The sequence below is a fragment of the Embleya scabrispora genome, assembly GCF_002024165.1.
In the GTDB taxonomy this organism is placed as follows: Bacteria; Actinomycetota; Actinomycetes; order Streptomycetales; family Streptomycetaceae; genus Embleya; species Embleya scabrispora_A.
Genome location: NZ_MWQN01000003.1, coordinates 104725 through 118064, shown reverse-complemented (window position 1 = coordinate 118064; position 13340 = coordinate 104725). Strand labels below are relative to the sequence as shown.

Annotated in this window: 8 protein-coding genes; 5 read left to right on the top strand and 3 right to left on the bottom strand. The window is 70.8% G+C overall.

What is annotated here, in order from left to right; translation table 11 throughout:
• The first annotated feature begins 36 nt into the window (after window positions 1-36).
• Window positions 37-177: a hypothetical protein gene (locus B4N89_RS50220; protein ID WP_161500942.1), complete on the top strand. Its 141-nt coding sequence runs from the start codon at window positions 37-39 to the stop codon at window positions 175-177.
• Window positions 178-1446: 1269 nt separating this feature from the next.
• Here the strand turns inward: B4N89_RS50220 and B4N89_RS50215 are convergent.
• The gene (locus tag B4N89_RS50215) at window positions 1447-1614 is read right to left on the bottom strand and encodes a hypothetical protein (RefSeq protein WP_161500941.1); all 168 of its coding nucleotides are present in this window, start codon (window positions 1612-1614) and stop codon (window positions 1447-1449) included.
• 574 nt (window positions 1615-2188) lie between these two features.
• Between B4N89_RS50215 and B4N89_RS36300 the strand changes: the two genes are divergently transcribed.
• From B4N89_RS36300 to B4N89_RS36280, 4 genes are all read left to right on the top strand, one after another.
• Entirely contained in the window at window positions 2189-5497 is a 3309-nt protein-coding gene (locus B4N89_RS36300; protein WP_101897462.1) for an ALF repeat-containing protein, read from the top strand.
• A gap of 186 nt (window positions 5498-5683) precedes the next feature.
• The gene (locus B4N89_RS36290) at window positions 5684-6199 is read left to right on the top strand and encodes a hypothetical protein (RefSeq protein WP_201261094.1); all 516 of its coding nucleotides are present in this window, start codon (window positions 5684-5686) and stop codon (window positions 6197-6199) included.
• Between the two features lie 14 nt (window positions 6200-6213).
• On the top strand, window positions 6214-8442 hold the full coding sequence (locus tag B4N89_RS36285) for a trypsin-like serine protease (RefSeq protein WP_078980838.1): 2229 nt from the start codon (window positions 6214-6216) through the stop codon (window positions 8440-8442).
• 392 nt (window positions 8443-8834) lie between these two features.
• On the top strand, window positions 8835-10712 hold the full coding sequence (locus B4N89_RS36280; RefSeq protein WP_235619140.1) for a DNA/RNA non-specific endonuclease: 1878 nt from the start codon (window positions 8835-8837) through the stop codon (window positions 10710-10712).
• A 215-nt stretch (window positions 10713-10927) separates the two neighbouring features.
• Here the strand turns inward: B4N89_RS36280 and B4N89_RS52785 are convergent, their stop codons facing one another.
• Together B4N89_RS52785 and B4N89_RS36275 are read right to left on the bottom strand one after the other, a co-directional pair.
• Window positions 10928-11059, bottom strand: coding sequence for a hypothetical protein (locus tag B4N89_RS52785; RefSeq protein WP_268812569.1), 132 nt, complete (start codon window positions 11057-11059; stop codon window positions 10928-10930).
• 239 nt (window positions 11060-11298) lie between these two features.
• The gene (locus tag B4N89_RS36275; protein ID WP_161500940.1) at window positions 11299-12471 is read right to left on the bottom strand and encodes an LPXTG cell wall anchor domain-containing protein; all 1173 of its coding nucleotides are present in this window, start codon (window positions 12469-12471) and stop codon (window positions 11299-11301) included.
• Window positions 12472-13340 lie beyond the last annotated feature (869 nt).

Below are 13340 nucleotides of genomic sequence, written 5' to 3'. Positions count from 1 at the left end.
ACTCGCCTAAAGGTATCCGCCTTCGAAGGAGCAGCCATGCACACACATCTCGGCGACAGCGCCGGACCGGTGATCATCAGCGGCGGCAGCCCGCTCACCAGTTGGATCTTCGGCGTCATCGTCGTGGTTCTCTTCGTAGCCTTCGCCGTGGTGTGGCGCATTCGCAACAAGCGCTGACCTCGTCCATCACCCCGTCATCTCACTGTCGGCGCGGGGGAAGAGACGGACGCCGGTCCGGGGCCGGGACCCGGACGCGTTAGGAACATCGGGGCTTCGGGAGGGCGCAGAACACCCTGCGCTCCCCGGAGCCTCCCTTGCAGCGCCGTCCGGGCAATTCGCAATCGCCGACCGGGTTTCCTCCCGGAGTGGGGCCGGCTGAGCCCGATCGGGCTCAGCTCACCGCACGACCCGGACGGCCCCCGCCAATTCCGCAAGCCCCACGACGCTGTCGTGCTGTTCGTCTTCACCTCCACCCGCCACGAGACCGCGGCCCGGCGCTTGTCCGGTGTCCGCCGTAGGGGCTCACGGTGCGAGGACGAGTTTGGCGACCGTCACTGTTGCCACCGAGGCGCTATGACTACCGCACGAAGGCCACGTTCGAGACCGTGACCTCGCGTCGGTCCGGTCGCCGCGGGCCGGGCTGCCGTGGGAGTAGACGAGCCGGTAGATCACCCGGCACTGCGGGGGGGGGCGTCGTCCTAGAGGTCCTCGGCGGAGACCATTCCGGTGACATCGCCCGCCTTGAGCCCCTCCACGAGGGCTTCCTCGTCCGGATCGTAGGCCTGGGGGGCGCGCAACGCCCACGGTCGGACGCGACCGCTCCAGGCGGACTTCCCGGCGGCGCAGGTACTCCAGCGCGACGGCCTCGGTCGCGACCCGGCGCACCTCGTAGACCCAGCCGTTGTCGGCGGTTTCCACGATGGGGAAACTGTGCTCGGCCCTTGGGGCGTGAACGCGCCACTCGCCGTACGACCATGTACCCGGGAGGCGTTGCCTGCGTCGTCTCCACCACATGGGACGAATATCCGGGTGACAGCGCGGCGTCAGGAGAGAACGGCTCGATTGCCCCACTTTCGCGGAAGGGCGTCCGGATTCGGTCGGCTTTCGAATCCCCTGCCCGGTATCGGGTTGAGATATCCCTGTCGAATGAGAGCGGCACGGCAGGCACCCGGATCGGGCTGCGCTCACGATCGGGGCATCGCACCGAACGGCCGGGTACCGTCACGACTTTCCCCCGCGTCATCCTCCCATTCCATGCCGTCCTCGACCGTGACGGGATCGGCGTTCCGCGTCCATCGCGGCTCGAAACACATACCGCGAACGCAGACAAGGAATGTCCGCCTCCGGGGCTGAAACGACGATTCGCCACTTTCCGAGGCGTTCGGTTCCATCACGCCGGGCGGGTCTGGGCACAGAGGCGCCGCGGGTCTCGGCCCGGGCCGGGGTTCAGTACATCGCGGCGAGGAGGTCGCCGTGCTCGACGTCCCGGCGGGGCGGTGTCGTGCCGAACTCGGTGTGCTCCGTGCGGTGGACGAGGCGTTGTCGTTCGTCGATGTCCAGGTCGGGTTGCGTTCCGTTGGGGAGCGGTAGACGCGCGCGGGTCGGGTGTGGCACCAGCCGATCCGGGGCGGAGGCTCAGCGGTCTCGGGGCCGGTCGATTCAACGATCCGGGCGTGGAAGTCGCGGGACGGCTGTGCGCCCAGTGCCAAGAGATGGTCGCTGTGTGCCAATGCGGCCTTCCTCGTCGACGGCAAGAATCGACAAGCGTCACGCAGGAGCACACACGCACGCCGCATCGCCACGGGGGGCACGGATGAGCCGTCTGATCAGGGCGCAGGTGAGACCGTACGCCCGGTACCGCCGAGGTGCCCGTGATGCGGGCCCTCGCCGCGGTGGCCGCGCCGCCTGGAATGGGTGCACATGCGGCGTCGGTGGCGCCGGAAGCAGGTAGGACCCACCGCCGCACGTGGCCCTTGCTTTCGTTTGCTCGAATAGCCCGCACCCGACAGCCCGGCTTCGACCGAGGGGTCGTCGACGCTGGTTGCCCCGTCTCGGGCCGGACGGTTCTCGTTCCGTGCGCCGTGCGCCGACGTTCGAGATTTTGCTCCAGGGAAAGTCGTGCTCCCTTGTGGAGGCGGCTCTTCCCGGCTGTTTCTTCTTCGTTCCCAGGCCGGCAGAGAGGTACTTCATGGAGCACACGACGTTCTGGAGCCGGCGCCGCCTGATAACCGCCGTGGCGACCGGCATGGCGGCGGCGGCGCTGCCGATGACAGGTGTCGCCCGGGCCCGGGCCGCCGAGGACGGCGACGCGACGGCAGGGGATGGTCTCGGTCTGCCCGATACCGAGCGGGGCAAGGCGGTCGAGGCGTGGATGACCGGCGGCAGGGCGACGAGAGCGGCGGCCGGTCATGCACTGGCCGGCAGCGATACCGACGTCGCGCTGTTCTTGTCCGAGACGTTGCCGACGTTGGAAGCCGAGGACGACCGGGTCGCGATCATGGCGTTCCTGGCCGGGGCCGGAAAGGGCGTGCAGCGCGACGCGGTTGCGGCCTTGAACGCCGGTGACACGGCGATCGCGGCGTTCGTCGCGAACGGCTTCAGGGCGTCCGTGCTGGAGGACTACCGGGTGGCCACCACCACGGTCATGAACGAGGGCGGTCAGGCCCTGACCCGGTCCGCGCAGGCGGCGTTGAACGACGGCACACCCGCCACGCTGCACACGTTCCTGACCGAGGGCCAGTTCTCGGCCCGCGCCGAGGACATGCGCGTCGAGGTCACCAAGTACATGGCCACGGCCGGACCCGAGGCGCGCAAGTACGCCTCGCGCGCGCTCGGCGGCAGTGATGACGATGTCGAGTGGTTCCTGGAGGTGGGCCGGAACATCGCCCACGCCCGGGACCAGGAGACGTCCAGGATCGAGGAGTTGGTCGCGGTCGTGGCCCGGGCGGGACGCACCGCCCAGTCCCAGACGGACATGGCCGTCACCGCTTCCGAGCAGGCGATCACCGCGGCCGGCAAGGCCAAGGAGGCTGCCGAGAAGGCTGCGGAGGAGGCCAGGGCGGCCCAGCGGGACGTGCGCAAGTCGGCGGCTGCGGCCCGGCGTGCGATCTCCTCGGCGCAGGGCGCGGCGGACGCGGCGCGGACCGCGGTGCGCGCGTCCCAAGTGGCGACGGAGGCGTCGCGGCTGGCGTCACGGGCGGCCACTGCCGCCCAGCACGCCGCGTCGGCGGCGGCATCCGCGGCGTCGCGGGCGTACAGGGCGGCGATCGACGCCTCGAAGGACGCCAACATGGCAGAGACGGCGAAGAACGCGGCGGTCGCCGCGCGCAACGCCGCGGCCAGGGCCCGCGAGATGGTGGCGGGGCTGGACAAGGTCCTTCGAGAGGTCGGACGGGCCAAGGCCGCAGGCAAACAGGCTGCCGCTGCCGCCGCCGGGGCCGCCGGTGCGGCGGATGCCTCGGCTGCCGCCGCCGCCGAAGCCGGCGCCGCTTCGGGCGAGGCGCGCCGTGCGGCCGAACAGGCGCGTCGCCAGGCGGACATCGCCTCCTCCGCGGCACGCCAGGCCGGCGCGGCCGCATCGAGGGCCGACGCGCTGTCGGACGCCGCCGCCGGCGCGGCGCAGTCCGCGCGTAGCGCCGCCAACTCGGCCGCCGTGCACGCCGACAAGGCAGCAGACGCCGCCGAGGAGGCGGTGAAGTACGCCGGCCAGGCCCGGGACTTCGCCAACAAGTCCACCGCGCACGCGGCCGAGGCGATCAAGGCGGCCGACACCGCCACCAAGGCCGTCGCGGACGCCGTCGAGGTGGAGGCCAGGGCTCGTGAGGCCGAGGCGGCCCAATTGGAGATGGAGCGCCAGGAGGGTATCGCCGAGGCCCGGGAACTCGCCCGCGTCGAGAAGGAGACGCTGACGGCCCACGCGGGCAGGCTCAACCAGGTCCAACAGATCAACGAGGAGATCTTGGACCTTCTCCGCCAAGCCGAGCGGGCGTTGAAGGACGGTGACCTGGCGCCGGCCGCCGTCGCGGGTCGCAAGGCGGCTGTGGGGCTGTTGCAGGCGAGCGGAACCTGGACTCGGGAGGCCGCGCAATTCGCCCTGGCGGGTACGGACGACGCCGTCCTCGGCTGGATCGATCTCGACCGGGCCCTGGCACAGGCCCAGGACGACCGTGAGACCGCCCTCTATCTGGCGCAGGTCGGCGGCCCCGCCGTCGCCGAGGCGGCCGCGCGGGCGTTGACCGACAACAGCTCGACGGCCGTGGGGGACTTCAACACCTCGGGACGTGTCAAGGCGTCGCAGGAGGACAATCGGCGCGCCATTTTGAAGATCATCAACGATGACCCCGGGCCCGCCGTGCGCAAGGGCGCGGAGGGCGCGTTGAACAAGAACACCCCGGAGGCGCTGCAAGACTTCCTCGACGTCGAGTTCCCCGAGTTGCTCATGGAGGACGACCGGGTCAAGATCGCCGCCCTGCTCAACGGCGCCGGGGTGTACATGCGGGTGATGGGCGAGATCGCCATGGAGGGCCCGTCCTGGATGCGCCGGCAATTCCTGGAGAAGGTCCGCTACCTCGCCGCGCAACTGGACCTCGACACCAACGCCCATGTCGCGGCCGTGAAGGGGGCGATCGCGGCGGCCGCCCGCATCGCCCACGAGGCACAGCAGGACGCCGCCCTTGCGTCCAAGGTGGCCGCCGAGGCACGCAAGGCCGCGGCGGAAGCGGCGAGGTGGGCCGCCGCTGCTCAGGCATCCGCCCGCAACGCGGCCGATTCCGCTGCCGAGGCCCGCAACAACGCCGACATCGCGGACACGGCCGCCGCGGAGGCCAAGGCTTCGGCCGAGAAGGCCAGGGCCGCCGCCACGATCGCCCGTGCCGCGGCGCGCACCGCGAACTACGCCGCCAACCGTGCTCTGCAAGCCGCCGAGAGTGCCGACAACTCCGCCCGCCAGGCCCGTGCCTCGGCCGAGCGGGCCCGCCAGGATCAGCTCCGCGCGGGCAAGAGTGCCGCAGAGGCGGAGGCCGCCGCCCGGGACGCCCACCGTATCGGGCTGAAGGCCCGGGAGGACGAACAGCGCAGGCGGGCGCTGGAAGCACAGCGCAAGGCCCAGCAGGACCGGGACAACAACGTCAACCCCTCCGACACGCCTGACAACGACCGGGTCAAGCAGCAGGACCACTGGTGGGAGGACATGGACACCTGGATCAAGGTGGCCGGCTGGGTGGAGACGGGGGCGGGGGTCGTCGCCGCCGGAGCCTGCGTGGTCGCCGTCGTAGCTCCGCCCACCGCACCCGTCTCCGGGACCGTGGCGGCGGTCGCCTCCAACATCGCGCTGGGGGCCAGTGGCGTGAGGGCTGGGCTCACCGGGTTCGAATACGGCTTCCGCAGCTCGGCGTTCGGCAGGGCACTCGGCGGCTTCGCCCTGACCACCGTCACACGCGGGGGATACAGGCCCTTCAAGCTCGCCAAGAAGCAGTTGGACTACGTCCTGGCGGCCTGAACAGGCCGAAGCCCGAAGCGCGAAGCCCGAAGCGCGAAGCTCGGACGGTTGCGTTCCCACGGGAGCGCAACCGCCTCTTTCCCCGCTCCCGCACGCGAATCCCGCATGCCACCAGGGGCCGGCGGGCTCGGCACCCCTCGCTCCCGGCGGTTGTTGTCCACCCTCTCCACACCCAAGGACCTCTCCATGAGATTTCTACGGCGGATCGTCGCCACCGGTGCGCTCGCGGCTGCCGGTGCCGCCGCGCTCCTCACCCTCACCACCCCCACCGCCGCCCCGGCCGCCTCCGCGCCGTCCACCGGGGCGGTCGCCGACGACCAACCCGGCTACGCCGTGGAGAACTTCGCATACCCGGGCGCGGACAAGATCAAGACGGAGAAGGGCATCCTCCTCAAGCGCGGTGACGGGCACATCCTGCTGACCGGCTGCGCCGCCGGGACCGGGCAGCTGGAGGTGTGGGCCCGTGGCAAGGGCCAGTTCTGCTTCCGCGTCATCGGTGATTCCGGCCTGCTGACCCTCGAGGTCCCCTCGGTGTACGCGGTCAAGGGCGCCGCCGCGCAGTCCGCCGACGTCACCCTCACCGCCGCGGACAGCACCCGCCAGGACATCGAGGTCGGCAAGGACACCTGGACCCCGGTGGGCGAATCCGCCGATCCGCAAAGCCGTGAGTTCGCCCTGCTCGAGATCCGCACGAGCAAGTGAGGAGGCCGCGCGCCATGTCTCGTACCCGGCACACCGACTTCGCCCGGCACCGCGGACACGGTCTCCGAGCCGTGGTGGCCGCGGGTCTATTGGCCGGCACCTTCGCGGTGAACGCCGTGCCCGCGCACGCCGTCACCGGCCCCGCCGACTCCTCCGGCACTCACGACTACACCGCGCGCCTGGACATCGGCGGCGCCACACGCGGCTGCTCCGGAGTCCTGATAGACAGCGAATGGATACTCACCGCGGCCAGTTGTTTCGTCGACGACCCCGCACAGAGCCTCACCGTGCCGGCCGGCAAGCCGCAGCTGAGGACGACCGCGACCATCGGCCGCCCCGACCTGACCACGAGTCAGGGCGCCGTGCGCGAGATCGTGGAACTGGTGCCGCGCACCGACCGCGACCTGGTGCTGGGCCGCCTGTCCAGACCCGTCACCAACGTCACCCCGATCGCCATGGCCTCCACCACGCCCGGCACGGGCGAGGAACTGACGTTCGCCGGATACGGGCGGACAACCACGGAGTGGGCGCCGCTTCAGCTGCACACCGGTGCGCTCGCGGTGGACGCGTCCACCGCGACCACGGCCACGTACACCGGCAAGGACGGTGCGGCCGTATGTCTGGGCGACACCGGCGGCCCCGTGGTCCGCACGACGAACGGTCCCCACCAGTTGGTAGCCCTCAACAGCCGCTCCTACCAGGGCGGTTGCTACAACACCGATCCGGCCGAAACCCGCACCGGCGGAATCGCCACCCGCGTCGACGACCTGGCCCCCTGGGTGAACTCGAAGATGAGCGCCGTCCCTGTCGCCGACTTCGACTGCGACGGCGTCGAGGACATCGCGATCAGCGATCCCAGGGCGACCGTCGGCGGCAAGGCCGCGGCGGGTCTGATTCGGGTGGTCTACGGCGGCGGCAAGGGCACCGCCGAGATCACTCAGGACCTCGGCTGGGTTCCCGGCAACGCCGAACCGGAGGACTGGTTCGGCGAGGTGCTCGACACCGTCGACCACAACGAGGACGGCTGCACCGACCTCGTCGTCGGCACCCCCGCCGAAGACCTCGGCAGCGCTACCGACGCGGGTACGGTCGACGTGCTCTACGGCGCACGCAACGGCATCGGGACGGGACCCGCAACCCTGCACCTGGAACAGGGCACCGGCTCCGGGGCCATCGCGGCGGCGGCCTCCCAGAGCGGTGACCGCATGGGCCACTCGGTCGCCGCCGGCCGAACCGCCGCGGGCGAGCCGTACCTGCTGATCGGCGTTCCCGGCCAGAGCTCCGGCAACCTGGCCAAGGCGGGGATGGTCTTCTACCTGCGGGGCACCACCAACACCTCCGTCACCCAGGACAGTTCGACCGTCCCCGGCGGAAACGAGGCCAACGACGGCTTCGGCACCAGTGTCGCTGCCGACGGCAACCACCTCGCCATCGGCGCCCCCAACGAGGCCATCAACGGCCAGGCCGGCGCCGGCGCCGTGTGGATCTTCGACCACAAGGTCAACTCCGACGGCATCCCCACCCCGCTGCACGGCATCGATCAGGACTCCGACATCATCGACGGCGGCTCCGAGGCGGGCGACAGGTTCGGCGCCTCACTGTCCATGGCCGACTACCGCCCGGCCGGTGCAGCGGCCGCCACCGAGTCGGTACTCGCCATCGGCTCTCCCGGCGAGAGCCTGGGCGTCAACAATGTCGACCAACCCGAGGCCGGCCGCGTGGTCGCCGTCCGCATCACCGCCACAGGCGCCTTCAGCCAACTCGACAATTTCTGGCAGGGCACCGGCGACGACGCGGTGGCCGGCGCCGCCGAACGCGGCGACCACTTCGGCGACCAGGTCAGCGTCGTGAACACCGCACCACGAGTCCAGAGCACCGCGGCCACCATGCGGATCGCCGTCGGCATCCCCGGCGAGGACATCAACACCGCCACCGACGCGGGCGCCATCCAGACCTTCTCGCTCCTCGGCACGCCCGGCGACTCCGACCACTGGATCCAGGCGGGCATGGTCGGTATCCCCGGCACCCCGGGAACGAACCAGTACCTGGGCCACAACATGCACTTCACCAGCACCGGACTGTACGTCGGCATGCCCTACGGTCCGTCCGACTACGGCGCGCTCCACGTCCTGCCGATGGGCAACGCGACCGCGGGCGGCACGATCGGCCGGACGACCACCTACCAGCCCGGCACAGGCGGCCTCCCCGCCACCGGCGACCGCTTCGGTCACGCGGCGCGGTAACTCGCCCTGTCCGCAAGCCTCCACCGGCACCGGGCGGGCGGCCGTCGCCGTCCAGAGGCGCCCCCGCCCGGTGCCGGCGCGAGCACGGCCACGGGGCGAGGACGCTGCCGGGTCGAGCACTGACGGCGGTACGGACGTAGGGGGCTTCACCGGCCGGGGCGGGCCGGCCGACGCCGGAGCGATCGGTGAGGACGACATCGGAGCCGAAGCGGAACCGGCCCCGCCGACACCGGGAGCGGCGCCGGCGTCCGCCGCCCCGAGGGCGCCCCGCGTCCGGTGCGCCCTCTCATCAGACGAAGAAGGAGACCGGACGAAACATGCATGAGTCACGCCCCGGGAGCACTGCCCGAATACGTGCGGCCAGACGACGCGCCCGCTCTACCGTACTCGCCGTGCTGATCGCGGTGACGGTGGGACTCGCGACCACAGGCATGACCCCGATGCGGCAGGCCACCGACGAGAAGCCGCAGCAGGCCGCCGGGGTGGCCACACCGGCCCGGCCCGATGCTCGGACCCCGGCCACCGAAACCAGTTCCTTCCCCCTGGGGGCAGCAGAGCACTGCGAGTCCACGCAGGCGGGCTCGAAGGAGCGCAGGGCCGGCGCCGTCGAGGCGTGTGTGAGTGTCGGCCCCGCCCCGACCGCACGCACCGCGGCGCAGGTGCGGGGCCTCGCCGCCGGCAGCTGTGACAACGGCGGCCCCGGCGTCTATTCGTACGGGCGCTTCGAGTACTGCGTGACCGGGATGGACGTCCTCTACGTCCTGCGCAACGACAAAGGCACGGAGATCGGGCGCGGCACCCTGGAGATCGCCACCCGTGCGTCACTGCCCGCGAAGGGCACCACGTGGAACGAGCAGATCACGGTGAAGATGATCGGCGCGAGCGGCGACGTCACCACACTCAACGCCAAGTTCCGCGCCTCCTGCGGAACCGGCTGCACGGCAACGAAGACCGCACCCTGGTACGGCGGCGACCTGGTGCTTGGCCAGTCCCTCAGCGGCACCGTCGCCTACTCCTCGGCCCCCGCCGCGGGCGCCGTCGCGGAGTTCACCACCTCGTACAAGATGTATGTGACCTCCCCGGGCGCCACAGCCGTCGACCCGAATGCCTCGTGGGACAACCCACGCAGGATCCGCTGTGACGACGCGCTCGGAGGCACCTCGCGCGCGGGCTGTGCCGTCCCCTCGGTCATGCCCGTCGTGCCGATGAAAACGACGAACGCGGACCCCGGCGGCGCAGTCTCGGCCTACGACTGGGCGCAGAAGAACCTCGACGGCGCCTGGGGGAAGAAGGGAAGCCCGCTGACCCGGTCGACGAACGGCGTGGCCGCCCGCACCGCCGGCACGTGCGGCGGCTTCAAGGCTCAGCCGGAGCTCGTCACTGCCGACACCTGCGGTGACTTCCCCTTCGGCGAGGCGAAAGAGGGCGGTGCCCCAGGCGCGCAGTGCGCCGAGGTGATTCCCAACCTCGGCGACGGCGAATGGGACACGTACGTCCTGAACGACGGCCATGTCCTGAACCCCGCCGCACCCTGTGTGCAAGCCCATGTCACGCCCGCCGAGAAGCAGTTCGCCGACACGCAGCTCGCCGACGGCTTCGTCGACCAGCGGGTGATCGACGCCGACAGGTTCGAACTGGCGGTCTCGGCACCGGACACCGGCCCGCAGATCCATTGCCTGAACAAACCCAAACCGGACGACTCGTTCGACAACGAGGGCGGTTGGTTCAGGACCACGACCGAGCCGGTTCCGTTGGTCAACCGTATCAACGAGGCGAGTGGGCCCGGACAGCGGCCGACCCGGGCTACGGCATGCCTGGGGCTGGACACCCCCGAGGGAAAAGGAACCAGCGATCCCATCACCGGCTGGGAGGACGCGCAGGACTTCAGGACGAAGCACGGGCAAAGCGCCGGGCTGTCCCGATGCCACCTCATCGCAAGCATCCTCGGTGGACGAGGCAACGACGCACGCACACGGTCCAACCTTGTCCCCTGCTGGCAGACCGGCCTGAACACGGGCACGCCCAGCATGCGCACCTACGAGGCGATCACGCAGAAACTGATCAAGGGCAAGCCGCCCGGTATCGGAGCGGACGAAGCGGTCTTCTACCAGGTGACACCCGTCTACAAGAACGTCGAGAGCACCGTCCCGGTGGGCGTCACGATGAGCGCCCACGTCGAACGGGCGAACGGAGCGACCGAGAAGGCGTTCACCAACGTCTACGTCACCAATACCCTGGGGAACACCGGGATGTTCAACCTCGGCAACTGACCCGACATCCCCGCCGGTTCGGCATAGGCGGCCTGCGGGTCCGGGGCGGTGGCGTGATGGCCGCGTCTGCGGTGTCGGCCGGCGAATCCGGCCTCGCGCATCGGCCGGGCGCCGCGGCGGCACCCGATCCGGGCGCCGTCGCGGACCGGAACGGCGTGGACGCGCGGGGCGCCGTAACTGCCGCGCGAGTGCCCGTGGACGGGTGATCCGTTCGATCAACTCCGCGCCGTGGACGGCGCGGTGCGGCGGCGGTAGTAGGTGGTGCGGGAGACCGTGAGCAGTTCACGGACGCGTTTGACGCTGTGACCCGCGCGCTTCTCCGCCTCGATGAACGGATGCACCGTCACCGGGTCTCCTTCGCGAAGAAAGCCGTGACCCGCTCGAGGATCTCCACGTCCTGCCCCAGTCGGGTGTTCCCCGCTGCAACCGGCCTGGCTTCCATCCGCACCGTGATCCTCACCCACGGGGCGAGGTGGGGCGGGCTCCAACGCATGTGCGGGGCGGGCCGTCGGGACCGCCCCGCACGTGGGGAACCTTCGCCGGTTACAGGTCTGCGCCCGGGTGGGGTTCCGGTGGAGCGTGAGCGTCAGGCCCGGCGGCGGCGCAGCACGACGGTGGTGCCGGCTCCGACGAGCACGAGGGCGCTCGCGACACCGACGAGTGTCATCGTGTTGCCGTTGTCGCTACCGGTGTCGGCGAGTTCCGTGCCGCCGCCCTTGGCCGGCGGTACGGGTGCCGCGGTGGAGGGGTCCGTCGGCGTGGTCGGTGCCGTGGTCGGCGGTGTGGTTTCCCCGCCCGCGCACTTCGCGGCACCCGGGACCGCGACCGTGGTGAACTCGAACTTCTCGTAGTAGTTGTTGGGCCCGGCGCCGGGGTAGTAGCCGAAGCCGAGGACGTGGTTCGCGGGCGTGGCGTAGCCTCCACCGACGCTGATCCGTGCCTGGACGACCCTGTCGTCGACCGGGCCGGTGGCCCAGTTGGCAAGGTCGACGTCTCCGGAGGTCATGCCTTCCGCGCCGTTCTTGACCTTGTGCCAGGTGCCTTGCTGGTCCTTGACTTCGATCTGGGCGTCGCACGCGGACGTTCCGCTCATCGACCGGCCGAGGTCCAGACCGAATGACGACTTACCCAGGTGCCAGTCGGCCTTGTTCTGGGTCTTGATGTGTACCTGGAACTCGTGCGGCTTGGCGTCCGCGGGGACCTGCTTGGGCAGTCCCGTGTACGAGGTGTTCAGGCCGGTCACCCGCAACTCGCCGCCGTCCACGCCGACGATGCCCTCGAAGTTGCCGCCGGGACGGACACCGGTGGCGACGACGAGGGCGACGTTGACGTCGTTGACAGGGCCTTCCGTGGGCATCTGGGGCAGGCGTACTCGGACCCGCCACGCGTGGTCGTAGCCGGGGGCCACGGTCACGCCCGCGGCGGGGCCGAGGTCGCCGGTGATGTCGCCGGTTTCGGGGTCCGTGGTGGTGGTGAGCGGCTTCCACGCGCCGCCGGGAGTTTCGGAGAACTCCACGCTCGCCAGGGGGTGCTGCGGCAGCCGGGACAGGCGCAGGTACGGGTGAACGCCCGTGTGGGTGCTCTGGGTGGGATTCGTCAGCCGGACCGTTCCCTCGGACCAACCGCCGGTGTATTGGACGGGGTTGGGGAAGGAGACGCTGATCGCCTGCTCGGGCAGGTTGGACGCGTACGCGGTGCTCGCCGGGGCAAGCGCACACAGCGGGACGGCGACGACTGCGGCGGCTACGAGAGCGCGCACAGGTTTCATGAATGGCCGATCGAGAAAACACACCCGCGTGCGCGGGTGCGTTGATGCGGTCGCCGGGGACGGCGCGGGCCGCTCACTATAGGACCGAACCCGCAGCGGCGACTATCGAGTTGCTCACACCCGCAGTCGGCTTCGCTGGATGGGACGCCCCGGAAAACACACCAGGACTTCCACGGGAACGGTCGGGGCCGTAACGCAGAACCCGGGGCTGCGTTCCGTCCGATCGGGCTCGTTGCAGCGACCCCTGTATCGGACACGGTCGTCTGCGCGTGCAACCACGCGGCGTCCAACGTCGGCGGTGCCGCCCGTGTGGGCGCCCTCGTCTCCGGTGCTCGAGCCCGCGTGGTGTCCGGTTTTCGGTTCGGCCCCGGTCGCCCCTGGTGCGTGAACCGATCCGACCCGGTCACACGGCTGCGGCGGTCGAACAGTGGCTGGGCGTATCGGTGCGTCGACATCGATGCCGTCGACGAGCAGGCGCCGGCAGTGATCCGGGCCCCGGTGGCGGGCGGAATGTGATCGGGGGCCTGGCGACGTCTGGGTCAGGGGCCGGCGGCGCGGTGACGGCGACCTCCAGCGGATCGTGCCACGGGCGGTGTCCGTCGGCCCGGCACGTGATCAGCAACCGCACCGGGGTGGCGGGGTACAGCGAATCCCATAAGGCGACGTCGGGTGTCCAGACCGGGGGCGGGTGCCTTCGAGTTGATACCTGCGTCCGGTGCCCGGGATTCTCTCGACCGCGGGCACCGCTCGGCCGTCGGCACTCGCGCCGTCGATGCGATCTCCTCGATGCAGGAGCCACCCGTGCCGGCGCCGTGGTCGAGGTCGACGTCGGGGGTCATCTCACGGTGCCACCGGTCGCG